The following is a 24,792-nucleotide window of genomic DNA, read 5'->3' as shown; positions in this document are numbered from 1 at the left end:
CACAGTTTTCAGACGGGTTGCAGCTTTTGCTCAAACACCGAGACGCCATCGAGATCGCGCAAAATCACCGTCAACTCCGCCGTCTGCCCATCAATCTGCACCTCGCCAAAAAACTGAAACCCGGCAAACGGCGAGGTGTTTTGCGCAGGCGGTGCCTTTTCGAACACCACCTCTGGCCCAAAGGTCTTATCCAACGGATTTGGCCCGAAGCTGCCTGCATTCAACGGCCCCGCGACAAACTCCCAGAACGGTTCAAAATCCTGGAACGCCGCCCGATCCGGGTGGTAGTGATGCGCGGCGCAATAGTGCACATCAGCGGTCAGCCACACGTGGTTGCGCACCTGGTGTGCGCGCAGGAAGCCCAGCAGCTCGGCAATTTCCAGCTCACGCCCCTGGGCCGGGCCGGGATCACCGTTGGCGATCGCTTCCCAGCGCGGCACGCCAGGGCTGACTTCACCATCCGGCACACCGAGGCCGATGGGCATGTCAGCCGCGACCACTTTCCACTGCGCCTGGGAGGCCTTGAGTTCGCGCTTGAGCCAGTCCAACTGTTCGCGCCCCAGGAAGGGTTTTGCGCCGCCCAGGTTGTCGTCGTTGGGGCCGCGATAGCTGCGCATGTCCAGCACGAACACATCCAGCAGCGGCCCATAGCTGAGCTTGCGATAAATCCGCCCGCCGCCGTCGGCGCTTTGCCGGCGCATGGGTGAATATTCCAGCCAGGCCTGGCGCGCACGGCCGACCAGGGTATTGATGTCGCGGGTCTGGTAGCGCTCGTCCAACTGTTTGCTCGATGACCAGTTGTTGATCACCTCGTGGTCGTCCCACTGCCAGATCTGCGGCACCTCGGCATTGAAGCGCCGCACGTTTTCATCCAGCAGGTTGTAGCGGTAATTGCCGCGATATTCTTCGAGGGTTTCGGCGACCTTGCTCTTGGCTTCGGTGGTGATATTGCGCCAGATGCGCCCGCCCTCAGTGGCCAGTTGCGCCGGCACCGGGCCGTCGGCGTAGATGGTGTCACCGCTGTGGATAAAGAAGTCCGGCAGGCGCAGGCGCATGGCTTCGTAGATGCGCATGCCGCCGATGTCCGGGTTGATACCGAAACCCTGGCCGACGGTGTCGCCGCTCCACACAAAGCGGATGTCGCGACGCTGTTGCGGCACGCTGCGCAAGTGGCCGAACCACGGCTCGCTGGCGATGCCGGTCTGGGCGTCTTCGAAATGCACGCGGTAGAAAATCGCCTGGTCGGCGGGCAGCCCGGTGAGTTCGACGCGGGCCGTAAAATCGCTGCGGTTATCGGCCAGGGGCGAGACGAACCGGCGTGGGTTGCTGAACACACTGCGGGTGTCCCACTCCACCACCATCCGCGCCGGGCGGTCGCTGCGGCTCCAGATCATCGCGCGGTCGCCCAGCAGGTCGCCGGACTGCACGCCATCGGTGAGCAGCGGACGGTCCTTTACCGACGCAATCACCGCCGGCGCCAGTCCCGGCAACAACAGGCCGGCGCCGACAGCTTGCATCACGCGGCGACGGCCGAGATCGAAGTGGCTCATGCAGTGCCCTCTTGAGTATCAAAAGGCCAACTTAAGCATGATGGGATGAAGCAGATATGACACCGCCCTCACAGACACTGAAGATCCAAATGTGGGAGGGGGCTTGCTCCCGATGGCGGCCTGACAGCCGACCGAGATGCTGGATCAGAGCGAGTACATATCCGTTGCTGCGGTAACGGCTGCTATGGGTTCCGCCCTTACGGCGTCTCACTTTTGAAAAGCGCAAAAGTAAGCAAAACGCTCTTGCCCCACCACTCGGCACCTCGCCTAGGCTCGGTGTGCCCGTAATCCGACATTGATTTGGGGGGCCGCCGCCACGCGCCATCCATGGCGCGGGGCGGCTAAACCGGCATCCCTGCCGGTTTACCCCCCAAATCACTATCGGATTACGGCCAGCGTGGTTTAACGGGGCGCCTAGATCAAGAGCAAGATCAAGAGCGGCTCGCTTCGCATCGTGGTTACCGTGGCGGCTACAAAGTTGTGTAGATACCTATGGCTATCGGGGGCAAGCCCTAATGCCAGTCAGTTAAGCGTACACCGCCGTCTGTAGGAGCGAGCTTGCTCGCGAAAAACGTCAACGATAACGCGTGCTTTCTGAATGAACGCGGTGCCTGTGAGTTTTTCGCGAGCAAGGGCTAGCCGCCCGCCTCGTTCCTACAAAAAGCCTTAACTGACTGGCATTAGGGCTTGCCCCCTCCCACATTTTTAGCCCGCCGCCAACTCCGCCGCTTCCGGCCGCTTGATCAGCGCATACACCAACCCGGTCAGCACACTGCCGGCCACAATCGCCAGCAGGTACAGCAGCGCATGATTCATCGCGTTCGGAATCACCAGCACAAACAAGCCGCCGTGGGGCGCGGCCAGTTTGCACCCGAAGTACATCGACAGCGCCCCCGTCAGCGCGCCGCCGGCAATGCTGGCCGGGATCACCCGCAACGGGTCTTTGGCCGCAAACGGGATGGCCCCTTCGGAGATAAAACACAGGCCGAGAATCATCGCAGCCTTGCCGGCTTCGCGTTCGGTCTGGGCGAACTTGCGCCGGGCCAGGAAGGTCGCGATGCCCATACCAATCGGTGGCACCATGCCGGCCGCCATGGTCGCGGCCATCGGCGCGCCGCTCGACGCCGCCAGCAGGCCGACGGAAAACGCATACGCCGCCTTGTTGATCGGCCCGCCCAGATCCACACACATCATGCCGCCCAACAGGATGCCCAACAGCACCGCGTTGGTGGTGCCCATGGTGCTGAGAAAATCCGTCAGCCCGGTCAGCAAGCGTGCCACCGGAGGGCCGACCAGATAGATCATCGCAAGGCCGGTGAACAAACTTGCCAGCAACGGGATGATCAGAATCGGCTTGAGGGCCTCCAGGCTTTGCGGCAAGCGCACCGCGCGTGAGATCAGCTTGACGCTGTAGCCGGCGAGGAAACCGGCGAAGATCCCGCCAATGAAACCAGCGCCCAGGGTGCCCGCGAGCAACCCGCCGATCATGCCCGGCGCCAGGCCGGGGCGATCGGCGATCGAGTAGGCGATGTAGCCCGCCAGCAACGGCACCATCAGCATGAATGCCTGGTCGCCGACGGTTTTCAGCGCCGCCGCCAGGGTGCCCTTCTCCTCAAAGGCATGAATGCCGAACACGAAGGACAAGGCGATCAACAGGCCGCCCGCCACCACCATAGGCAACATGAACGACACCCCGGTGAGCAGGTGTTTGTACACGCCGGTTTTTTCCGACTTGGCCACCGCACCGCTGGCCGCGCTTTCCACCGCGCCCTCGGCCAGCGCCTTGTTGAGCGTGGCTTCCGATTGCTTGAGGGCAATGCCGGTGCCACAGCGGTAGATCTTCTTGCCGGCGAAGCGCTCGGTGGCGACTTCGATATCCGCCGCCAGCAGCACCACGTCGGCGTTGGCGATGGCCTCAGGCGTCAATGGCGTGCGCGCACCGACCGAGCCCTGGGTCTCGACCTGCAAGTCGTAGCCCAGGCGCTTGGCGGTCTGCTGCAAGGCCTCGGCGGCCATGAACGTATGGGCCACGCCGGTGGGGCAAGCGGTAATCGCGACAATGCGCGGGACATTCCCGACCGGCGCCTCGGTCGCCACATACACCTGCGCCTCCTCGGCGCCCCGGCGCAGCACTGCGTCGACATCCGCCAACGCCTGGGCCGGCGTGCTCTGGAACACGCGCTTGCCGACAAAACGGTGCATATCCACGGGCGTGCTGCTGACCAGCAACACCCATTCGGCGTCATCAAGGGTCGCCTGGGACAGCTGGCTGTCCGGGCGTTGCACGTCCACCACTTCGACACTGGTGCTCCAGCCCTGGCGCTGTGCGGCGGCGTCCAGCAAGCGGGCGCACAGCACACTGGTAACCATGCCGTTCGGGCAGGCGGTAACAATGGCTAACTTCATCACAAACCCTCTTATTGTTCTGTCAGCGCGTGTACATCGACACCGCTTTCAAGGCGCGCCAACTGCGCGTCATCGCTGATGCCGAAACCGATTTGCGTCACCGCCATCGCGGCAATCGCCGTGGCGCGGCGCAGGGTCTGCTCAGGCGCTTCGTCGCGCAGCAGGCCGTGGAGCATGCCGGCCAGCAGCGAATCGCCGGCGCCTACGGTGCTGGCAACCGTCACCTTGGGCGGCGTGGCATGCAGGTTTGCGCCCGCGCTGTACCAGTTCACGCCGGCAGCACCGTCCGAGACCACCACATGCTCGACGCCCTGTTGATGCAGCTGGCTGATGGCATCGGTGGCGTTGTCCAGCGCTTCGGCGAGCTCTTCAGTATTGGGTTTGACCATCCACGGGCCCGCCCTCAAACCGGCGCGCAAGGCTTCGCCGCTGGTGTCCAAGGCGACTTTCAAACCGAGGCCTTTCAATTGCTCGAGCATGTGCTGAAACCATTGCGCGGTGACGCCACGCGGCAAGCTGCCGGCGACCACCACCGCGTCGAAGCCTGGCGCGATCCGCGCCAGTTTTTCGAGCAGCGCGTTCTGCGCCTGCACTGACACCTCAGGCCCCGGTGCGTTGATATCGGTGACGCGGCCATCGTGCTCGGCAATCTTGATGTTGCTGCGGGTGTCACCGGGCACGCGAACAAACGCGTCGGTAAAGCCACGTTGTGCAATCAGCGCCTCGAAGGCCTGCGGGTTGCCCTCACCCAGGAAGCCGCTCACGGTCAGCTCATGGCCCAGATCGGCCAGCACCTGCGCCACGTTCACGCCCTTGCCGGCGGCATGGGTGAGCAGGGTTTCACTGCGGTTGACTGCGCCGGGCGCCAGGTGCGCCAAGCGCACCGTCAGGTCCAACGCCGGGTTCAGCGTCAGGGTCAGAATCTTTGCCATCTACACGGCCTCCACAAGGGCACGCACTTCGGCGGGCGAACCCACCGCCAGTGCTTTTTGCGCCAGGCCCTGGGCCTCGCTCAAGCTGAATTCGCGCACGCGCGCCTTCACTTCGGGAATGCTGCGCGCCGACACGCTCAACTCATCCACCCCCAAGCCGACCAACACCGGCACCGCCAGCGGGTCGGCCGCCAACTCGCCGCACACGCCGACCCATTTGCCATGGGCATGGGCGGCGCGCACGGTGATGTCGATCAATTGCAGGACGGCCGGGTGCAAGCCGTCGGCCTGGGCCGACAAGGTCGGATGGCCACGGTCGATGGCCAGGGTGTATTGGGTCAGGTCGTTGGTGCCGACGCTGAAAAAGTCGACTTCCTTGGCGAGTACCGGTGCCAGCAGCGCGGCCGAAGGGACTTCGATCATGATCCCCAGTTGCAGGTCGGCCACCGGGATTTCCAGGCGCAGGCGCTCGGTCATATCCCGGGCGGCGCGCCATTCATCCACGCTGCCGACCATGGGAAACATGATGCGCAACGGCCGGTTGTCCGCCGAGCGTAACAACGCACGCAATTGCGCTTCCATGATCTGCGGGCGCTGCAAGGTCAGGCGAATACCGCGCACACCGAGGAAGGGATTTTCTTCTTCGGCGATCGGCCAGTACGGCAGCGGTTTATCGCCGCCCACGTCGAGGGTGCGCACCACCAGCGGACGCCCGTCGAGGCCGTCGAGCACGCGACGGTATTCGGCTTCCTGGGTGGCCTCGTCCGGCGCTTGCGGGTGGGCCATGAAAATCAGTTCAGTGCGCAACAGCCCGATGCCCTCGGCGCCCTGTTCCACCGCAGCGGCAACCCCGGCGCTTTCGCCGATATTGGCGAACACTTCCACCGCGTGGCCGTCGCGGGTCAGCGCCGGTTCATGGCGTTGCGCCGAGGCGGCTTGCAGGCGTTGTTCGCGGGTGTCGCGCTCCACCGTCGCGCGCTGCAGGGTGGCGGTGTCGGGGTCGACGTGCAGGCGGCCGCGCTGGCCGTCGAGCAATAAAGGCGTGCCGGCGTTGAGCAGCAACACCGCCGCCCCGGCGCCGACCAGCGCAGGAATGCCCAGGGCACGGGCGACGATGGCGCTGTGGGCCGTGGCGCCACCACGGGCAGTGAGGATGCCGGCGACACGGGTCGGGTCCAGGCGCGCGACGTCCGAAGGGCCGACTTCGTCCATTACCAGGATGTAGGGCTCATTAGGTTCCCGAGCGGTGTCGACGCCACACAGTTGCGCCAATACGCGGCGACCGATATCGCGCAGGTCAGCGGCGCGTTCGGCGAGCAAGGCGTCCTGCAACGATTCCTGCTGCTTGGCGGCGGCTTCGATCACGCTCATCCACGCGGCTTCGGCGCTTTCGCCTTGCTTGAGACGGGTGTCGACTTCGTCGGTGAGTTCCGGGTCGTCGAGCATTTCCTGATGGGTGATGAAGATCTCGCGGATGGCCTTGGATTGGCTGCGCTCGATCAGGCCTTCGATATCGCGACGCACATCACTCAGCGCGGTGTGCAGACGCTGGCGCTCAACGGCGCAGGTCTCACCGCGCAACGGGTAGTCGAACACCTGTTGCACCTGGATATGCGCGGGGCCGATGGCGATACCGGGCGCGGCGGCAATTGCCTGGATCTGGCTGCCGGGCAGCGGCGCGCTGATGACCGGTTCGATATCGGCAGTGACGGGCTGGGCGCTGACCGTCGGCAACGGCTCGACTTCTTCGCCCAGGCCTTCTTCAATGGCAGCCAACAGCGCCGGCAGCGCATCGCCCGCGATCGTCGGCTCGGCGACGAATTCCAGCACCTGGCCACGCCGCGCGCCGAGGCTCAGCAACTTGCTCAGGCTTTTGACTGATACGGCGCCGACCGGGCCGTCGACGATACGCACGCGAATATCGCCGTCAAACTGCTTGGCCAGTTGCGCGAGGATCTTCGCCGGGCGCGCATGCAGGCCGTGGGCGTTGGCCAGGGTGACACGGGCGCTGGGCCAGTCGGGCGGCAGCTCGCCACCCAGCACTTCAAGCACGGCACGACTGCTGGTGGCGCGGCCCAATTCCTGGCCGCGTCCTTCGATCAGCAAGGCACACAGGCGCTCAAGCAGCGCCTGATGCGCTTCGCCCAGGCTGGCCAGGCAGAACAGGCCATTAAGTGGCTGGCCCAGGTAGCGCATGGGTTTGTCCGGCGTGACGAACGCCAGGCCCGGACGCTTGACCGTCTGTTCGCTGTGCAGCCACCACAGGCCATCCCCCAGGGGTAGCGCATCGACTTGCTGCAACACGGCGGCAAAGCCGTTGCTCACGCAGTCGGCCTGGCGCAACAGGCGCGCGCCGCGCCACACCAATTCCTCGAAATCATCGGCCGATACGCCCAGGCTGATCATCTGTGCATCCAGCGCCAGTTCCTGCGGCGCGCCTTGCAACAATTTCAGCAAGGCCTCGGCGGAGCCGGCACGGCGTAACGCTTGGCCGAGGTCGGTTTCACCCAGGGCGCGGGTCAGCAGTTGCAGCAGGCGCAGGTGTTCATCGGATTTGGCGGCGATGCCGATGGCCAGATAGACGACCTGGCCATCGCCCCAGTCCACGCCTTCGGGAAACTGCAACAGGCGCACGCCGGTGGAAAACACCTGATCGCGGGTTTCCGGGGTGCCGTGGGGAATGGCAATGCCTTGGCCGAGAAAGGTCGAGCCTTGGGCTTCACGGGCTTGTAAGCCGCTGAGATAACCTTCGGCGACCAGGCCATCGGCCACCAGTTTTTCAGCGAGCAGGTGCAAGGCAGCAGATTTATCCACCGCCACCTGGCCCATGGATATCTGCTCTACAGTGAGCTCGAGCATGCCGTTCTCCTAGTTAGTGCGAGGTGCGCACTAGGTATTGTTTTGAATAAATCAGCTTAGCGGTGTTCGGAAACAACTGACTGAGCAGTCAATTGGCAGTAGCTACTCAGTGGCGAACATCGTAAAAATACGCTTGCTGAAACGTTTAATCTAGAATTTATGGCAGATTACGCGTTAATTGCGCAAGCTTGAAGGGCCACTCGGCGCCTGCTGTGGGACATTGGTCGCAGGCTGGAATCGGTTAGGATTGAACAAAATGTCGGGGCACGCTCTAAAAAACAAGGAAATCCCGGTTTGAAACTCAGTGATATCGCACGTCTGGCCGGTGTGTCCGTGACCACAGCCAGCTATGTCATCAATGGCAAGGCCGAACAACAGCGCATCAGTCACGCGACTGTCGAGCGAGTGCGGGCCGTGGTCCAGGCCCATGGTTTTACGCCTAACCCACAAGCCGCCGGATTGCGCAGCCGGCACACACGCACCTTGGGCTTTATCCTGCCGGATCTGGAAAACCCCAGTTACGCACGCATTGCCAAGTTGCTTGAACAGGGTGCGCGGGCGCGCGGCTATCAATTGCTGATCGCCAGCTCCGATGACGAGGCCGACAGCGAGCGCCAACTGCTGCAACTGTTCCGCGCGCGGCGTTGCGATGCCTTGTTCGTCGCCAGTTGCTTGCCGGCCAGCGATGACAGCTATCGCGAGCTGCAGGCCAAAGGCTTGCCGGTGATCGCCATCGACCGGGTCATGGAGCCCAGCGAGTTCTGCTCGGTGGTCAGCGATGACCGCCAAGCCTGCCAGCAACTCACCAGCAGCCTGCTGCAACCGTTGCCCAAGCAAATCGCGCTGATCGGCGCGCGCCCGGAGCTGAGCATCAGCCAGGAGCGCGCCGCAGGCTTCCGTGAAGCCCTGCACGGCTTTACCGGAGAGGTGATCATCGAACAGGGCGAAGCCTTCAGCCGAGACTGCGGGCGACAGCTGATGGAGCAATTACTGCAACGCCTGGGGCACTTGCCTGACGCTTTGGTGACCACGTCCTACGTGCTGCTGCAAGGCGTGTTTGACGCGCTGCACGACTTCCCACTCAAGTCGCGGCCATTGCGCCTGGGCACCTTCGGCGACACTCAGTTGCTGGACTTCCTGCCGCTGCCGGTCAACGCCATGGCCCAGCAGCATCAACTGATCGCCGACACCGCCCTGCGCCTGGCGCTGGCCGCCATTGAAGAAGAACACTACCAGCCCGGCGTGCACGGGATCAGCCGCACCTTCAAGCAGCGCATTCACGAGGCCTGAGCGTGGAGCTGATCGACACCCACACCCACCTGGATTTTGCGGACTTCGATGGCGATCGCCACGAAGTCCTCGCCCGCAGCCGCGATCAGGGTGTGAGGCGCATGGTGCTGCTCGGTGTTTATCAGAAAAATTGGCAAAGGTTGTGGGATCTGGTGCTGGAGGATGAAGGCTTGTTCGCCGCCTTCGGCCTGCACCCGGTGTATCTCGATGAGCATCGCCCCGCCGACCTGTTGGAGTTGGGCGACTGGCTGACGCGACTGCAGGGCCATCGGCAGCTATGCGCCGTGGGTGAAATCGGCCTGGATTACTTTCTGGAGCACTTGGACCGCGAGCGCCAGCAAGCGCTGTTTGAGGCCCAGCTGCAACTGGCGGTGGACGTTCAACTGCCGGCCTTGCTGCATGTACGCCGCAGTCACGCGGCAGTGATCGCCACGCTCAAGCGCATCCGCCTGCCGCGTGGCGGCATCATTCATGCGTTCGCCGGCAGCCAGGAAGAAGCCCGCGAGTACATCAAGCTCGGCTTCAAGCTCGGCTTGGGCGGCGCCGCCACCTGGCCGCAGGCCCTGCGCATGCACAAGGTGCTGGCCCAATTGCCCCTGGAAGCCGTGGTGCTGGAGACCGACGCCCCGGATATGGCCCCGGCCATGTACCCGGGCCAGCGCAACAGCCCCGCGCACTTGCCGGCTATCTGCCACGCCCTGGCCGAACGGATGGGTATCAGCGCTTCACGGCTGGCTGAGGCGAGCACACGCAACGCGTGCGAGGTGTTCAATTGGTAGCGGGCTGACGGCTTGCAGGTTCAAGGTCATCCTTTGTCGATGACGGGCGTAGCGCAGCACCAGGCAATGGATCAACAGCGTCGTCAGGGAAATATTGAACTGCCCGATCACCGTGAGTAACCCCAGCCATTCAGCAAACAGTGCCGCCAGCAAGGTCACGCATGTCAGCATGATCATGCTCGGCCGCACCCGCGCCCATTGGTCCAGGGCGCGGAATTGGCGCAGCTGTTTCTGGCAACACAGCTGCAGGCACGCGTGGCAATACGTACAGATAAAGGGTTCGTCGATGGCAATGGCGTTCAGTCACGCCAGACAGCATCAAATCCGAACGAAAATTCCTACACGCGAAACGCGCCAATCAATTGCTTCAATTGCGTCACCTGCAGCGACAACTCGCGGCTGGCCGCTTCGGTCTGGTCGGCACCCTGCGCCGCGTGTTCGCCCGCACGATGAATGGCGACGATATTCTGGTCGATCTCATGGGCGACGGCCGTTTGCTGCTCCACGGCGGCGGCGATCTGCTGGTTCTGATCGACGATCATTCCTACCGCACCAAGGATGTTTTCCAAAGCCTGCTGGACTTTTTCCGACTGCCCCACCGTGCCACTGGCTGTGTCATGGCTGGCGCCCATGGCCTTGACCGCTGCGCCGACGCCGCTGTGCAGGCGCCCGATCATCTGCTCGATTTCTTCGGTGGACTGCTGGGTACGCTGGGCCAGCGTACGCACCTCATCGGCCACCACCGCAAAACCACGCCCCTGCTCACCTGCGCGCGCGGCCTCGATAGCCGCGTTGAGCGCCAGCAAGTTGGTTTGCGCGGCGATGCTTTTGATGACTTCCAGGACGCTGCTGATGGCCTGGCTGTCGGCCGCCAACTGGTTAATCACCCGCACCGACTCATCGATCTCCGTGGCCAGGCGCGCGATGCTGCCTTGCTGGGATTGCACCAGCCCACGGCCGCTGACGGTTTCATCGTTGACACTGCGGGCGCTGCCGACGGCGGCTGCGGCGCTGCGCGCGACCTCCTGCGCAGTGGACGACATCTGGTTCATCGCGGTTGCCACTTGCTCGATCTGGCTGCGTTGGCCGGCCACTGCCTGGTTGCTCTGCGCCGACACCGTTTGTACCTGCCCGGCTTGCAGCTCGACCTGGGCGACCGTGTGCCCGACGCGTTCGATCAAGTCGTGGATCTTGGCCACGGTGCCATTGAATACCTGGCCCAGGTCCCCCAGCTCATCGCGACTGTCGGCAACGAAGGTGACTGTCATATCGCCCGCCGCCACCTTGTCCATCATCGCCCCGAGGCTGCGCAAGGTCATGCGCGTGGACGCATAGAAGCCCGCGTATAAATAGAAAATCAGCGCAAACACCGCCGCCAGCGCCGTGACCAGCAGCAGCATGTGCAGGCGCTTTTGTGCCAGGCGTTGCTCCAGTTGCTGCTTGAGGAATGCCAGGGTGGCGTCATCCAGTTGATAGGTCTTGGCCATCAGTTGGCTGACGCCGTCGTAAAAGCCCTGCCACGGTGTGTCGAGGGTTTCAGCCACCACCACCTGTTCTTCGAACAACTCCGCACCCTGCTTGAGGCTGGCCCGGCTGGCCTGCGCCGCAGTATCGAGTGCTGCCTGCGCGGCATGACTGGCGCCAAGCGCATCCTGCAGCTTCAAGGCATATTCGCCCTGGAGTTTTTCCAGCTGCTGCAGCAGTTCGTCGAAGCGTGTGCTGGAGGATGAATTGATAAAACCCTGTCCGAGGGAATACGCGCCCATCGCCCGGCCCTCCCCCAGCAGCTGAGTGACTTGTGGGGTGACGGCGGTGATCAGGTCGCTGAGCTGACGCAGATCGCTCTGGGGATCACGGCTCAAGCCGGATTGACTGGCGATGATCTGGCTGAGTATCTGGGCCTGGTTGAGCAATTTGCCGATCAACGCACTTTTGTTGAGCAGTGAGGTTTCCTGTTGCTGAGCTTTGAAAGCGGCAATCAGTTCGTCACGCTTGGTGTCGAAGGCCGCAACCTGCTCGGGCTGGGTAGCCATCGCGCTGAGCCCCTGCACACGGCTGAGCACGCTCTGCTCCACGGCAGCGATCCTGGCTTCCAGGTCGCCGGCCTTGCCGGACTGGCCGAGGGTCGTATTGATCTGTACCTGGTTATTGAGCGCCTCCAGCTCGCGACGCACTATCAGGCTGCTGCCGAGTAGATCGAGGCTTTGCAGTTCGATGCGGGTGCCCTGGAATTCAGCCCAGGCGTCACGCACCAGAAAGTAATTGGTCGCCAGCATCGGCAGCAGGAACAGCACGCTGATCAGACTGAATTTCATGCCGAAACTCAGGCGATTCATCAATGCGACGGCGGGATAGAGCAAGCGCTTCACGGGTGATCCCCCTTTCTTTTATTTTTATTGAGGCGCAGGGCGGCGGCAGATAGCCACTATTTGGCGCTCTGTCTGTATAGCTCAATTTGAAAGGGAGTTTTGTAACGTAAGGTTAACGGCAGGGGGTTAACCCCTGCCGAGTGGCTCAGGGCAACACGGTCCAGATGGCAAACCCGGCATACCAAAGCACCGCCGCACGCAGCAGCAGTTCCCACAGGCGATCAAGGCTGTTGATGCCCTCGGCGCCCACCACTGGCGGCGGTATTTCTGCGGCGGCCAGGCCGACTTTTTCCACCAACTGTGCTGCGCTGATATCCCAGTTCAGTAGTTCGTGGAGCATCACCCGACTGACCCCGACGAAATTGCCCACCAGGGCAAAGCTCGCCGCCAGCAGGCGCACCGGCAGCCAGTCGAAGGCATGACGCAATTGCGTGGCGCGCTCGGCCACCAGCGGGTTCCGGCTGTGCTCACTGGCCAGCGCCAGCAGGCGGTAGGCCAGAGCGGCCACCGGGCCCAGCAGGAAATACCAGAAAATCACCGCGAAAAAGCTCTGGTAGGCCTGCCACAGCAAATAGCCCTGAACCCGCTCGAGCAACTGCTCGCCGTTGTCGGCACCCAGCGTCAGGTCACGTTCGGCCACATGCTCGGCGGCTTGCAGATCGCCCCGCCGCCAGGCATCACGAAACGGCCCCAGCGCGGCCAGCAGATCGCCACGGCCCAGGCTGTAGATCACCACCAGGACGTGCACCGGCAACGCCAACAAGCCATAGGCCACGGGTTCCAGCACCAACAGCAGCAAGCCCAGCAAGGCCACGGGCAGCACCACCAGCACCAGCAGGATCAGCCACGGCCGCGTCCCTATGCGCGGGCTCGATTCAAGCTTGGCCAGCTCACGCAGCCAGCCGCCGTCGCGCTGCAACCGCTGGCGCAAGGCCGAGAACTTCTCGATCCACACCGCCAACACCAGCACCAGGAAACTCATTGTTTATGTCCTCCATCCTGCAGCGCGCCGCGAAAGCGCATCCAATCAAAAGCCGGGCCCGGGTCGGTTTTGCGGCCGGGGGCGATGTCGCTGTGACCGCAGATACGCTGGGCAGTGATCCCAGGGTAGGCTGCGAGCAACTGGCGCGTCAGGTCAATCAGCGCCGCGTATTGGGCATCGGTGAATGGCAGCTCGTCGGTGCCTTCCAGCTCGATCCCCAGGGAGAAGTCATTACACACCTCACGCCCATCAAAGCTGGACACGCCTGCATGCCAGGCCCGGTCGCGGCACGCGACAAATTGCGTGACCGTGCCGTCGCGCTCAATCAGAAAATGCGCAGACACCCGTAGGCTGGCAATGCCTTCAAAGTAGGGGTGTTCCGAGACATCCAGGCGGTTCTGGAAAAACTCCTGCACTTTGCCCGTGGCGAACTGAGCCGGGGGCAGGCTGATGTTATGTATCACCAACAGCGATATCTCGCCGGCCGGGCGCTCGTTGAAGTTGGGCGAAGGGCAATGGCGAATGCCCTCGAACCAACCGCTGACGGGGTCCAACTGCATACAGGCTCCTTGAATGAGACGAAGTGTTACCAGTATGCCGCGTTCCGCCCTGCCGTTGCGATCACTTGCCGCGATTGAGTTGACGCAGGTTGCCAACCACCGCATCCAGCGCGCGCTCGAACAGCAAACCCTCGTCCAGGCTGCGCAGGGCGCCCTGCTTGAACGCCATGGCCAATTGGCCGGCGGTTTGCTCCAGCACCTTGAGCCCCGCGCGACTGACGAAAATATAACGATTAGTTGGCGCCATGATCGCGGTGAGCTTGCACCGCAGCGCGGTGTCCGGGCCCTGCTGGAACTCTACCCAACCGCCGATCCGTAACTGGTGAACCTTGAGCAGGTCCGGGTCATCGTCGGGCGGGTCTTCCAAGGCGTCCGACAACTGGCTGCCGAGAACCAAGGGCTCGCGGACTTCAATCAGCCTGTCGTCGCCCTCGCCTTCGCAGGTTTGAACGTGAAAGGCCTGCAAGCGCAAAAAGAATTCACGCGTACTGAAAGGATCGAACGCCGCACTGGCCAACCCGTCGCGCAATGCCTTGAGCAACCCTGGCAATTGCTCGAGCAAATGCCGGCCGGCCTCGGTGTCTTCGCGCAGGCCGACGCTCCAGATCAAGTCGTCCATGGTGCGCAGTTCGGTCTGCCATTGCACCGATTGTTCGCCATGCTTGAGAGTGGCCAGCAACAGTACCTGGCTCCAGGTTTGTTGCAGGAATTGCACCACGAACGGCGGCAAGGCCTTGCCCAACAACCGCCGGTTGAGCGCCTGGGCCACACGCTGGCGGGCCACCTCGGTACGCAGGCGCCCTTGCTCGACGTCACGGGTGTGCTGTTCGAGCAACTCGCTGCGCTGACGCTCTTCTTCAATGAATGCGCTCAGTTGCGTCAACAACTGCGAAAAAATCGCCGGGTCTTCAACGAACTCAGTCAACAGGCGCTGGATGACCTGTTCGATACGCAGGTACAGGCTGTCGTTCTGATCGCCATTCTGCGGGCTGTAACCCAGGGCGGCACTGGCGATCTCGTTGAGCAAGCGGCGTGCCGGATGCCCGGGGCAACTGAACAGGCTCTTGTCCAGCACGGCGACTTTCAATATCGGGATCTGCAGGCGCGCGATCAGGGCCTTGAAAGCGTGGGGCAGACTGCGGTCATTGAGGATGAACTCAAACAGCAGGGCGACGAGGTTGATCACATCCTCGTCCGCCGTCTCCACCACCCGCGACTTGCCGCTCTTGACGCTGACCCGGGTCAGCAACTGTTCGAGCTGGTTGCGCAGGTCGAAGTCGTCCTCCGCCGCAGGCTCCGGTACATATTGTTGCAAATGCGAAAGCAGACGCAGCAGGTCTCGGGTGGCGATGGGTTGCGGTTGTGCAGTGGCTTCAAGCGTCGGCGCTACGCTACCGCGCACCGCGACCAGCAGGGCTTGCAACGCGGCAAAGGCTTGTTGGCCGCTTTCATCGCACGGCGGTTCGGCAGCTGGCGCACGGGCCTGGTATTGAAGCTCACGCGCCGCACGCCCACCGGCACGACGGGACGGCACGCTCTTGAGTTCAGGCAGCACCCCGGTAGCGACCAGCAGTTGATTGGCGTCGCCATAGAGCTGGTCGGCATCGCTGAGTACATATTTCTCGAACAGCTTGAGCATGATCAGCTTGACCCGGATCTCCACCCCAAGGCTGCGGCCCGCCTGCAGAAAAAACTGACAAAGCCGTGCCGGGCCCAGTGGGTTCTCCTGATCGCTCATGCACCTGCCCAACACCTCACTCAACCGCGCGCTCAATTGCCCGAGCGCCAAGCCGTCACGGTGTTGCACGCGACCGAGCATCGCCTCCAGCGCCACGGCCTTTTCCCGCGCATCCGCCCGCGTACCGCTGGTCACCTCGTAGGACACCACCGGCACCGGATGCAACCCGACGCTATCGGCCTGGCCCAGGTTGGCGAAGGCCGCAAACAGCTGCTCCATGAACACGCGCTCGAAGTTCTTGCGCTTGAGGCGCAGGTCGCGCATGGCCTCGAAGAAAATATGCTGGTCGACGGTGCTACGGGCCTTGTCGGCCATTTCGAACAACGTGTCGTCGGCGTTATCGAACAGTTCCTGCAACCCCTGCTGCAGGTGTTGCGCGGCTTTGTCACGCACCTGCAACACCACCACCGGCAGGCGTGCGAGCGGCGATGGCGTGGCTTGAGCCTGCTTGATCGGCACCACCTTCCCGTCATTGTGCATCCTGGCCTCCTGAAGCGGCGGGTGTTGAGATGGGCAAGGAACGCAGGCAAGCCCTCTGGGCGCTGCCAATACCTGGTCACCATCAGGACGTCAAAGCTATGACGCCAATTGCAAGGCGCGAGATTATCTGGCAAATGAGGGCGGTTGCGCCAGCAAACTCTGCCCCTGCGCGCTAAATGACTGACCAGCCTGGGTTCCAATCCACACAACCCCTATAATCGCGACACTTTGTTTGTGGAGCCTGTTATGCCGAATCTGCGTCTTGCTGACCTCACCGCCGAAATCGAAGCCAACGTGCGCCGCGCACTGCTGGAAGACATCGGCAGTGGCGATATCACCGCACAGCTGATCCCGGCCGAACGGCTGGCCAAGGCCACGATCATTACCCGCGATGCCGCCGTTATCGCCGGTACCGCCTGGGTGGATACGGTATTCCGCCAACTGGACCCGCGCGTCGCAGTGCATTGGCAGGTCGCCGATGGTGAGCGTGTCAGTCCCGACCAGCCGCTGTTTCACCTTGAAGGCCCGGCGCGTTCGCTGCTCACCGGTGAACGCAGTGCGCTGAATTTCCTGCAGATGCTGTCCGGCGTCGCCACCCGTGCCCAATACCTGGCGGATTTCGTCGCCAGCACCCAGGTCAAGCTGCTGGACACCCGCAAGACCCTGCCGGGCCTGCGCCTGGCACAGAAATACGCCGTCACCTGCGGCGGCTGCCACAATCATCGCATCGGGTTGTATGACGCTTTCCTGATCAAGGAAAACCATATCGCCGCCTGCGGAGGCATTGCCCAGGCAATTGGCGCCGCCCACACGATTGCGCCGGGCAAACCGGTGGAAATCGAAGTGGAGAGTCTTGAGGAGTTGCGCGAAGCCTTGGCGGCGGGCGCCGACATCATCATGCTGGATGAGCTGAGCCTGGACGACATGCGCGAAGCCGTGCGGCTGAATGCGGGCAAGGCCAAGCTGGAAGCCAGCGGCGGGATCAATGAAAGCACCCTGCTGCCCATCGCCGAGACCGGCGTGGACTACATCTCCATTGGCGCGATGACCAAGGATGTGAAGGCGGTGGATTTGTCGATGCGGTTGAGTATCTAAAGCGCCCTGACTGTAGGAGCGAGCTTGCTCGCGAAAAACTCAAAGGCACCGCGTGCATTCAGAGTTCACGCGGTATCGTTAACGTTTTTCGCGAGCAAGCTCGCTCCTACAGGCTGCCTTCAAACTACGAGGTTGTTCATCTCGCAGTACTCTTCCCATTCGACGCCCAGCACTTCGGCGGCCTCCTTGTGCAAGACAAGGCGTGTGGCTTCGAACTCTTCCGGTGTAGAGGTGTATTTGAGGGTCAGTTCCCAAGGCTGGAGGCCCTGGCTTTCTGCCTCGTCCTCGAATGCCCACTGGACCTGATCACGCTGGTCATCCGCGCTCAGGTCCTTGATCTCTTCTTTAAGCTGCGGCGTTGCCTCGAGGTATTTGTCGAGTGCTGCTTGGTGCCGAACTTCCTGGGTCATCTCAGTCGTGGTCATGTCGTTCTCTTAGATCGAGGAATGGGGATGCATCTGGGTCATCAAGGTTGCGCAGATACAAAAGAGTGGGCGCGAATACCCGCTCGTCTGGCCTTCAGAACCATTCTGGGATCATCTGAAAACATTGCCTTTGAAACAGGCCTTTGAAACAGGCCCTTGAAACAGTGCTGCCTTGGTGCCCGAGACAGGAATCGAACCTGCGACCTTCGCGTTACGAGTGCGCTGCTCTACCGGCTGAGCTACACGGGCGGTGGGCTAAAGCTAGCACCGCATTGAACATGCGGCAACCGGCTCGCTCACCGCCCGGTCGCCGTCATGCTCCGTTGGCGCCACAGCCCTTGGCGACGTATTGCGCATCGGCAGTGGTTACACAGGTCCAGCCGGTGTTGGCGCTGCGCGTCAAGGTGATGGTCTTGCCCAGCACGGGCGCAGGCGCATCAAGGATTTCACAGCTGATGGAGCCGCTACCCGTCGCAACATCGCCTGTCACGTCGATCTTGCAATTGGCGGTGGGACTGTTGCCGCCGATCAGATCAAGCTTGGGCACCGTGCCTTGGTTGATGACATCCTCGTAGCCGGCCTTCAACGCGCTGATTTCCGCCAACCCTGCCGTGAACTTGGCCTTGGCCTGGTGCTTGGTGTACATGGGCAAGCCAATCGTGGCCAAAATGCCGATGATCGCCACGACGATCAACAATTCGATCAAGGTAAAGCCTTTCTGACGCATCACTTTCACTCTCCAGAATAGAACCATGACAAGGCGCGTCCTGCGCCCCGTATTGTGCAGCGGCGCCAGTGTACTCATCCCTGCGTGGCCCATCGCGTACCAGACGCACAATCTGACATTTTATCGGCCAACGCCAGCCTGGCCTGCATCCGCCCTCTGACTAAGCTGTAAATTCTCAACCTGCATGTGCGAAGGCGACATGAACGACACCTCAACGATCTACACCTGGCAAGGCATCAACCGCAAAGGCCGCCGGGTGTGCGGGCAAACCACGGGGCATGACCTGGCGCTGATCAAGGCGCAACTGCGCCAGCAAGGCATCTGCCCCGAGCGTGTGCGCAGGAAATCGTCGGGCCTGCCAAGCCTGGCTCCGCCGATTCAGTCCGCCGACATCGCCCTGTTCACCCGCCAGCTGGCGACGCTGTTGAAGGCTGGCATCCCCTTGTTGCAAGCTTTCGACATCATCCGCGAGGGCGTCGAGAACCGAGCGCTGCGCGAGTTGGTCGAGGGTTTGAAACAACACGTCGCCGCCGGTAACAGCCTGGCCAGCACGCTGCGCCAATACCCCCGTTATTTCGATGAGCTGTACTGCCATTTGATTGCCGCCGGTGAACAGGCAGGTGCCCTGGAAACGCTGCTGGAGCGAGTGGCCATTCATCTGGAAAAAAGCCAACGGCTCAAGACCAGAATCAAGAAAGCCATGACCTATCCTCTCGCCGTATTGGTGGTGGCCAGCCTGGTCAGCGCAGTGTTGCTGATGCAGGTGGTGCCGCAATTCCAGAACCTGTTCGCCGGGGTCGACAGCCCATTGCCCGGTTTTACCCTGGGGGTCATCGCCCTCTCCGACTTTCTGCGACAGGCCTGGTGGATGCTGGCGCTGGGCCTGGGCGCGGCAATAGGCGCGCTGCGCCACGCCTACCGGCTTTCGCCGGGTTTTCGCCACGGGCTGGAGGCGGGTTTGTTGAAAGTCCCCCTGGCAGGCAAACTGTTGAACAAAGCGGCCGTCGCCCGCTACGCCCGCACGCTTTCAACCACCTTTGCGGCAGGTGTTCCCCTGGTGCAGGCACTGGGCTCAGTGGCCGGCGCCGTCGGTAACGGCCCTTTCAAACAGGCAATCGAACATATGCGCCACGATGTATCAACGGGTATGCAGTTGAATCAATCCATGGCCGCCAGCGGGCTGTTTCCCGGCATGGCGATCCAGATGACAGCAATCGGCGAAGAGTCCGGCACGCTGGACCGCATGCTGGACAAGGTCGCGAGCCATTACGAGGCCGACGTAGAAACCCTCGTCGATAACCTTACCAGCCTGATGGAACCGCTGATCATGGTCGTGCTGGGGAGCATTGTCGGTGCATTGGTGATTGCGATGTACCTGCCGGTGTTTCAATTAGGGTCGGCATTTTGAGTGCGTTGCTGGGCGAGCAGCCCTGGGTGTTTGTGGGCGTGGCGCTGCTGCTGGGCCTGATCGTTGGCAGTTTCCTCAATGTGCTGGTCTGGCGCCTGCCCAAAATGCTCGAGCGGGAATGGCGCGCCCAGGCCCATGAAATTCTCGGCCTGCCCGTCGTACCGGCGGGGCCGGTCTATAACCTCATGCACCCCGGCTCGTGCTGCCCGCGCTGCGACCAGCGGATTCGCCCCTGGGAAAACATCCCCGTGCTCAGCTACCTGATGCTCAAGGGGCGTTGCAGCCATTGCCATGCAACCATCGGCGCGCGTTACCCCCTCACCGAACTGGCATGCGCGCTGATCAGCGCGAATGTCGCTTGGCATTTCGGTTTCAGCTGGCAGGCGGGCGCGGTGCTGCTGCTGAGTTGGGGGCTGCTGGGCATGAGCCTGATCGATGTGGATCACCAGTTGCTGCCGGATGCATTGGTGCTGCCACTGCTATGGCTGGGGCTTATGGTCAACAGCGCGGGCCTGCTGGCGACATTGCCCGATGCGTTATGGGGCGCGGTGTTTGGCTACATGAGCCTGTGGAGCGTGTTCTGGCTGTTCAAGCTGGTCACCGGCAAGGATGGCATGGGCCATGGTGACTTCAAGCTACTCGCATTGTTGGGAGCCTGGGGTGGCTGGCAAATCCTGCCGATGACGCTGTTGATGGCGTCACTGCTCGGCGTGTTCGTCGGCGTGCTGCTGATGCGCTGGCGCAAGACCGGAGCGTCGGTGCCGATGCCATTTGGCCCCTGCCTGGCAATTGCCGGCTGGATTGCATTGCTCTGGGGTGGTCAAATAACCGACTTCTATTTGCAGTCTGTCGGTTTCAGATGACCACTCCTGTTGCAACACCCTGGATTCTCGGCCTTACGGGCGGGATCGGCAGCGGTAAAAGCGCTGCGGCCCAGCACTTCACCAAGTTGGGTGTCGACCTGATCGACGCCGATCATGCAGCCCGCTGGGTGGTAGAGCCCGGCCGGCCGGCACTGGCGCGCATTGCCGAACATTTCGGCAGCGGCGTGCTGCAACCGGACGGCCAGCTGGACCGCGCCGCGTTGCGAAAATTGATTTTTGACGTACCCGCCGAACGTCTCTGGCTGGAAGGCTTGTTGCATCCGCTGATCGCCGAAGAGATTCGCGACCATCTGGCGCGCGCCCGATCACCCTACGCGATTCTGGTGTCACCGCTGCTGATCGAATCCGGTCAATACAGCATGACCCAACGGATCCTGGTGATCGACGTGCCGCAATCACTGCAGATTCAGCGTACCCTGCAGCGCGACGGCATCAGCGAGCAACAGGTGCAGGCCATTCTCAAGGCCCAGTCGAGCCGCGAAGACCGCCTGAACCATGCCGATGACGTATTGGTCAATGACCAGGACCTTGCCTGGCTGCACGGCGAGGTCGAGCGACTGCACCACTTTTATCTCACTTTGCGTGGAGGCCGATCATGAGCCAACCCTTGACCGTCGATTGCCCAACCTGCGGCGCCCCCGTGGAATGGAAACCCGACAACCTCAACCGGCCGTTCTGCTCGGACCGTTGCAAACTCATCGACCTGGGCGCCTGGGCTGCTGAAGAACACAAGATCCCGGTGGCCCCTGACGCCGAAGACGAATTGTTTTCCGAAGACCTGCCGCCGCGCCACTAAGGCCGCATAAAGGCGTATTCCTGCTGGTCGTCGAGGTTTTCCGCAAGGTATTGCAACTCGTCGGCCAGGTCTTCAAAGCTGCGCACGCCCTTGCTCTGCTCCACCACCGCGCTGAGCATGGCGCGCAGGGTCAGGCCCGGATCAAACCCGATTTCCTGTGCGGCGTCCTGGCTCCTGCGCAACTCCTGCCGTGCCCATTCGTACACACTCATGATTCGTGCTCCTGAAATTTCGACGAGCATGGGCCCGTGCGGCCATCCGGTGTTTGATCTGGATCAATCCCGCGAATCGTCATCCTTCCACGGCGCCGAGAGATAGCGGGTGCGGTTGAACGTCTCCAGCCAGTCCGGACAGAACACCACCAGGGCACTGATCACCATGCCGTTGATAAACGCTTCGGGAAAGATGATCAGCCACAGGTAGCCTACAAAGTCTTCCAGCCATTCCGGCATCGCAAATCGTCCATCGAACCATAGCAGCCCCAGGCCGGCCAACAGGCACAGCAACGCCGACAAGGCGGCAGCCAAAAAGCCGGAACAGAAGATGTACACAAAAGGGTTTCGCGGTTGCGCCCGCTCTACCAGCGCCGCACAGGTTTCGGTCACCAGCACCGGTAGCCCAATCAACAGCAGGCCGTTCACACCGACTGCGGCGAAATCCTGACGCCCCAGCCAGACCAAACCCAACTGCGCGGCACACCCACCCACGATCGCCAACGGCCAGTCCAGCAGCAAGGTCACGGCGGTCATGCCGATAAAATGGTAAGACACCCCCGTATCGAAATCCCGCCGCACCAGCCATAACATGAACAGCGCGAACACCGTGCCGAACAGCAAATGCTGGCGCCGTCGGTCGGCAAACACCTCGACCCAAGGCGCACGCCAGATCGCCCAGACCACCAGCGGGGCATACAACAGCCAGCCGATGCCAAGGGTCTGCGGCATCAGTACCGCCGCGCCGATCACCGTTTCACCTGTCTAGCCGCCTCATAGCCCGTCATGGGCCTGGCCGCATTGATCCTGTACATGAACGCCTCGTTTCCAGAGTCGCTGCCGGATAGTCAGATTACATCGCCAGGTTACAGGGTAGCCAGCTGTAAGGCTGAGCAACGCTGGGCCCGCAACGAGTCTTCCTGCGGTCATCATTTGAACGCTAAGCTACGCCTATGGATGACTCAGATTATTTGCGCCTGCTCACCGTAGCAGCCGAACAAGCCAACGCGTTCCTGTCCAATGCCCGCAAATGGGAGCGTGAGCGTTGGGTCTGTCAGCGCCTGTTGCAAGGCTTGAACGTGCCCTATCGCGCCGAGGAGTTCCACGCCGCCGGCCAGGAGCCGCCGGACGTGCTGTTTCGCGACGCCAGTTTTGAGGTGTTCTTCGTATTGGACGAAGGCCGCCGGCTGAACGACGAATGGCGCGACGAATTGCTGCGCCGGCGCAGCGCCTTTTCCTTGAGCCAACTGGTGCGCCGCGAAGCCAAGCCAAGGCGCATCCCTGCCCACGAGTTCCTCCTGCGCCTGGCCCCGACCCTGCGCAAAAAAGCGCACAACTACAAAGAACGCGGAATGGACCTGGGGGAACTGGACCTCATTGCCTTCACCAGCCTCAAACGCGAAGTGCTGGACCTCAACAGCCACTTCCCACCGCCTACCGAATATCTGCGCCAGGGCTGGCGCTCGCTGTCGCTGGTGGGGCCAACCTTTGCGCGGGTACTGTTCGCGCATCCGGAAGCGCCGGATTTCTTGCGCAACAACCTGGGCCGCAGCATAGTGTTCGATGTGGGCATCAGCCTTTGATGCCCTGGCTGTAACGTGGCGCCCTTTTGCAACGTCTACCTGACGAGGCCTTTATGACCAGCCGCCTGAAACCCGATGACCAACAGCATGTCGAAGAGTACCTGCAACTCTCCCAGCACAGAGTCGAGCGCAAGCCTTTCAGGCCGTGGCTGCTCCTTGGTGTGGTGCTGGTGGTGGTGATCGGGCTCGGCTTGCTGAGCCGCCTTTTGAGTTACCTGACGCTATGAGCTGCCTGGCGCTCGCGGGGGTAACTGCTCCGATTTCTTTTAGCCTTGCGAGATATCCCCATGACCCATCGTATTATTGTCGTCGGCGGCGGTGCCGGCGGCCTGGAGCTAGCGACCCGCCTGGGTAAGACTCTGGGCAAACGCGGCAAAGCCAGCATCACGCTGGTGGACGCCAACCTGACGCATATCTGGAAACCGCTGCTGCATGAAGTCGCGGCCGGCTCGCTGAACTCTTCGGAAGACGAACTCAATTACGTCGCCCAGGCGAAATGGAACCACTTCGAGTTCCAGCTGGGGCGTATGAGCGGGCTTGACCGTGAACAGAAGAAAATCCAACTGGCCGCCACCCTCGACGAAGAGGGCCGGGAGCTGGTACCTGCGCGCGTACTGAGCTACGACAGCCTGGTGATTGCCGTGGGCAGCACCACCAACGATTTCGGCACCGAGGGCGCGGCGCAGCATTGCCTGTTCCTCGACACCCGCAAGCAGGCCGAGCGCTTCCATCAGCGGTTGCTCAACCATTACCTGCGCGCACACGCCGGGCAAACCGACACCATTGAACAGATCAGCGTCGCCATCGTCGGCGCCGGCGCCACCGGCGTCGAACTGGCCGCCGAACTGCATAACGCGGCCCATGAGCTGGCAGCGTACGGCCTGGACCGTATCAAGCCGGAAAACATGCACATCACCCTGATCGAAGCCGGCCCTCGGGTATTGCCCGCGCTGCCGGAGCGGATTGGCGGGCCTGTGCATAAAACCCTGGAAAAATTGGGGGTGACCGTGCTGACCAACTCGGCCGTCAGCGAAGTGACCGCCGACGCGCTGATCACCAGCAGCGGCCAGGTGATCCCGGCCAGCCTTAAAGTGTGGGCCGCCGGGATTCGCGCACCGGGTTTTCTCAAGGACCTCGATGGCCTGGAGACCAACCGCATCAACCAACTGCAGGTGCTGCCGACGCTGCAGACCACCCGCGACGAAAACATCTTCGCCTTTGGCGATTGCGCCGCCTGCCCGCAACCGGGCACCGACCGCAATGTTCCGCCACGCGCGCAAGCCGCTCACCAACAGGCTTCATTGCTCGCCAAATCGCTGAAGCTGCGGATTGAAGGCAAGGAGCTGCCGACCTACAAGTACACCGACTACGGCTCGCTGATCTCGCTGTCGCGATTCTCCGCCGTGGGCAACTTGATGGGCAACCTGACCGGCAGTGTGATGCTGGAGGGCTGGCTGGCGCGGATGTTCTACGTGTCGCTGTACCGTATGCACCAGATGGCGCTGTATGGCTTTTTCCGCACGGCGATGCTGATGCTGGGCAGCAAGATCGGTCGGGGGACTGAGCCGCGTCTGAAACTGCACTGAGACATGTGGGAGGGGGCTTGCTCCCGATAGCGGTGGGTCAGGTAAAAATACTTAACTGACCCACCGCTATCGGGAGCAAGCCCCCTCCCACATTGGTGCTGTGTTGAACTTGAGATAATTTTCAGACAAAA

At 62.2% G+C, this 24,792-nt stretch carries 23 protein-coding genes and 1 tRNA gene; 10 read left to right on the top strand and 14 right to left on the bottom strand.

Annotated features, from left to right (window positions below; genetic code table 11):
- Nucleotides 1–8 precede the first annotated feature (8 nt).
- From C4J87_RS03985 to ptsP, 4 genes are all read right to left on the bottom strand, one after another.
- On the bottom strand, nucleotides 9–1,550 hold the full coding sequence (locus C4J87_RS03985; protein WP_124365800.1) for an alkaline phosphatase: 1,542 nt from the start codon (nucleotides 1,548–1,550) through the stop codon (nucleotides 9–11).
- A 705-nt stretch (nucleotides 1,551–2,255) separates the two neighbouring features.
- Nucleotides 2,256–3,956: a PTS fructose-like transporter subunit IIB gene (locus C4J87_RS03980; protein WP_124365799.1), complete on the bottom strand. Its 1,701-nt coding sequence runs from the start codon at nucleotides 3,954–3,956 to the stop codon at nucleotides 2,256–2,258.
- Between the two features lie 11 nt (nucleotides 3,957–3,967).
- Complete coding sequence (pfkB, locus tag C4J87_RS03975) at nucleotides 3,968–4,888, bottom strand: 1-phosphofructokinase (protein ID WP_124365798.1); 921 nt, start codon at nucleotides 4,886–4,888, stop codon at nucleotides 3,968–3,970.
- On the bottom strand, nucleotides 4,889–7,747 hold the full coding sequence (ptsP, locus tag C4J87_RS03970; RefSeq protein WP_124365797.1) for a phosphoenolpyruvate--protein phosphotransferase: 2,859 nt from the start codon (nucleotides 7,745–7,747) through the stop codon (nucleotides 4,889–4,891).
- A gap of 294 nt (nucleotides 7,748–8,041) precedes the next feature.
- On the opposite strand from ptsP, the gene cra reads away from it, so the two are divergent.
- Together cra and C4J87_RS03960 are read left to right on the top strand one after the other, a co-directional pair.
- Nucleotides 8,042–9,037 carry a catabolite repressor/activator gene (gene cra, locus C4J87_RS03965; RefSeq protein ID WP_124365796.1) on the top strand — a complete coding sequence of 332 codons (996 nt, stop codon included), beginning with the start codon at nucleotides 8,042–8,044 and terminating at the stop codon, nucleotides 9,035–9,037.
- A gap of 2 nt (nucleotides 9,038–9,039) precedes the next feature.
- Nucleotides 9,040–9,816 (top strand): TatD family hydrolase, encoded by a 777-nt coding sequence (locus C4J87_RS03960; RefSeq protein ID WP_124365795.1) that lies wholly within the window; start codon nucleotides 9,040–9,042, stop codon nucleotides 9,814–9,816.
- Here the strand turns inward: C4J87_RS03960 and C4J87_RS03955 are convergent.
- From C4J87_RS03955 to C4J87_RS03935, 5 genes are all read right to left on the bottom strand, one after another.
- A complete protein-coding gene (locus C4J87_RS03955; protein WP_124365794.1) occupies nucleotides 9,763–10,119 on the bottom strand; it encodes a hypothetical protein in 357 nt (118 codons plus the stop codon). The genes C4J87_RS03960 and C4J87_RS03955 overlap by 54 nt on opposite strands.
- 35 nt (nucleotides 10,120–10,154) lie before the next feature.
- A complete protein-coding gene (locus tag C4J87_RS03950; protein WP_124365793.1) occupies nucleotides 10,155–12,185 on the bottom strand; it encodes a methyl-accepting chemotaxis protein in 2,031 nt (676 codons plus the stop codon).
- A gap of 145 nt (nucleotides 12,186–12,330) precedes the next feature.
- The gene (ampE, locus tag C4J87_RS03945; RefSeq protein WP_124365792.1) at nucleotides 12,331–13,167 is read right to left on the bottom strand and encodes a regulatory signaling modulator protein AmpE; all 837 of its coding nucleotides are present in this window, start codon (nucleotides 13,165–13,167) and stop codon (nucleotides 12,331–12,333) included.
- Nucleotides 13,164–13,727 (bottom strand): 1,6-anhydro-N-acetylmuramyl-L-alanine amidase AmpD, encoded by a 564-nt coding sequence (gene ampD / locus C4J87_RS03940; RefSeq protein ID WP_124365791.1) that lies wholly within the window; start codon nucleotides 13,725–13,727, stop codon nucleotides 13,164–13,166. Before ampD ends, ampE begins: the two co-directional genes overlap by 4 nt.
- A 61-nt stretch (nucleotides 13,728–13,788) precedes the next feature.
- Complete coding sequence (locus tag C4J87_RS03935) at nucleotides 13,789–15,945, bottom strand: DUF1631 domain-containing protein (RefSeq protein ID WP_124365790.1); 2,157 nt, start codon at nucleotides 15,943–15,945, stop codon at nucleotides 13,789–13,791.
- A 246-nt stretch (nucleotides 15,946–16,191) separates the two neighbouring features.
- Here C4J87_RS03935 and nadC point away from each other — a divergent pair, with 246 nt between their 5' ends.
- Nucleotides 16,192–17,040 (top strand): carboxylating nicotinate-nucleotide diphosphorylase, encoded by an 849-nt coding sequence (gene nadC, locus C4J87_RS03930; RefSeq protein ID WP_124365789.1) that lies wholly within the window; start codon nucleotides 16,192–16,194, stop codon nucleotides 17,038–17,040.
- Nucleotides 17,041–17,159: 119 nt separating this feature from the next.
- On the opposite strand, the gene C4J87_RS03925 is transcribed toward nadC, so the two are convergent.
- The 3 genes from C4J87_RS03925 to C4J87_RS03915 form a co-directional block, all read right to left on the bottom strand.
- Nucleotides 17,160–17,465: a DUF6388 family protein gene (locus C4J87_RS03925; RefSeq protein ID WP_124361246.1), complete on the bottom strand. Its 306-nt coding sequence runs from the start codon at nucleotides 17,463–17,465 to the stop codon at nucleotides 17,160–17,162.
- A gap of 173 nt (nucleotides 17,466–17,638) precedes the next feature.
- Nucleotides 17,639–17,714 (bottom strand) — tRNA-Thr (locus C4J87_RS03920).
- 64 nt (nucleotides 17,715–17,778) lie between these two features.
- Nucleotides 17,779–18,192, bottom strand: a complete 414-nt coding sequence (locus C4J87_RS03915; protein WP_124368933.1) for a pilin — start codon at nucleotides 18,190–18,192, stop codon at nucleotides 17,779–17,781.
- A gap of 199 nt (nucleotides 18,193–18,391) precedes the next feature.
- Between C4J87_RS03915 and C4J87_RS03910 the strand changes: the two genes are divergently transcribed.
- From C4J87_RS03910 to yacG, 4 genes are read left to right on the top strand one after another with little or no spacing between them, the layout of a single operon-like run.
- The gene (locus C4J87_RS03910; protein ID WP_124365788.1) at nucleotides 18,392–19,600 is read left to right on the top strand and encodes a type II secretion system F family protein; all 1,209 of its coding nucleotides are present in this window, start codon (nucleotides 18,392–18,394) and stop codon (nucleotides 19,598–19,600) included.
- Nucleotides 19,597–20,463, top strand: coding sequence for an A24 family peptidase (locus tag C4J87_RS03905; protein WP_124365787.1), 867 nt, complete (start codon nucleotides 19,597–19,599; stop codon nucleotides 20,461–20,463). Before C4J87_RS03910 ends, C4J87_RS03905 begins: the two co-directional genes overlap by 4 nt.
- Entirely contained in the window at nucleotides 20,460–21,083 is a 624-nt protein-coding gene (gene coaE, locus C4J87_RS03900) for a dephospho-CoA kinase (RefSeq protein WP_124365786.1), read from the top strand. Before C4J87_RS03905 ends, coaE begins: the two co-directional genes overlap by 4 nt.
- Entirely contained in the window at nucleotides 21,080–21,280 is a 201-nt protein-coding gene (gene yacG / locus C4J87_RS03895; protein WP_065887991.1) for a DNA gyrase inhibitor YacG, read from the top strand. Before coaE ends, yacG begins: the two co-directional genes overlap by 4 nt.
- Here yacG and C4J87_RS03890 read toward each other — a convergent pair.
- Both C4J87_RS03890 and C4J87_RS03885 read right to left on the bottom strand, forming a co-directional pair.
- On the bottom strand, nucleotides 21,277–21,492 hold the full coding sequence (locus C4J87_RS03890; RefSeq protein WP_124361242.1) for a hypothetical protein: 216 nt from the start codon (nucleotides 21,490–21,492) through the stop codon (nucleotides 21,277–21,279). The two genes, yacG and C4J87_RS03890, sit on opposite strands and share 4 nt — an antisense overlap.
- 63 nt (nucleotides 21,493–21,555) lie before the next feature.
- Nucleotides 21,556–22,245, bottom strand: a complete 690-nt coding sequence (locus C4J87_RS03885) for an energy-coupling factor ABC transporter permease (protein ID WP_124365785.1) — start codon at nucleotides 22,243–22,245, stop codon at nucleotides 21,556–21,558.
- A 200-nt stretch (nucleotides 22,246–22,445) separates the two neighbouring features.
- Here C4J87_RS03885 and C4J87_RS03880 point away from each other — a divergent pair, with 200 nt between their 5' ends.
- From C4J87_RS03880 to C4J87_RS03870, 3 genes are read left to right on the top strand one after another with little or no spacing between them, the layout of a single operon-like run.
- On the top strand, nucleotides 22,446–23,075 hold the full coding sequence (locus C4J87_RS03880) for a DUF1780 domain-containing protein (protein ID WP_124365784.1): 630 nt from the start codon (nucleotides 22,446–22,448) through the stop codon (nucleotides 23,073–23,075).
- Nucleotides 23,076–23,128: 53 nt separating this feature from the next.
- Complete coding sequence (locus C4J87_RS03875; RefSeq protein ID WP_124361240.1) at nucleotides 23,129–23,302, top strand: DUF3094 family protein; 174 nt, start codon at nucleotides 23,129–23,131, stop codon at nucleotides 23,300–23,302.
- Between the two features lie 60 nt (nucleotides 23,303–23,362).
- The gene (locus C4J87_RS03870) at nucleotides 23,363–24,661 is read left to right on the top strand and encodes an NAD(P)/FAD-dependent oxidoreductase (protein WP_124361239.1); all 1,299 of its coding nucleotides are present in this window, start codon (nucleotides 23,363–23,365) and stop codon (nucleotides 24,659–24,661) included.
- Nucleotides 24,662–24,792 lie beyond the last annotated feature (131 nt).

It is taken from the genome of Pseudomonas sp. R1-43-08 (assembly GCF_003852255.1).
Taxonomy (GTDB): domain Bacteria; phylum Pseudomonadota; class Gammaproteobacteria; order Pseudomonadales; family Pseudomonadaceae; genus Aquipseudomonas.
This window is presented reverse-complemented; position numbering and strand designations above follow the sequence as displayed.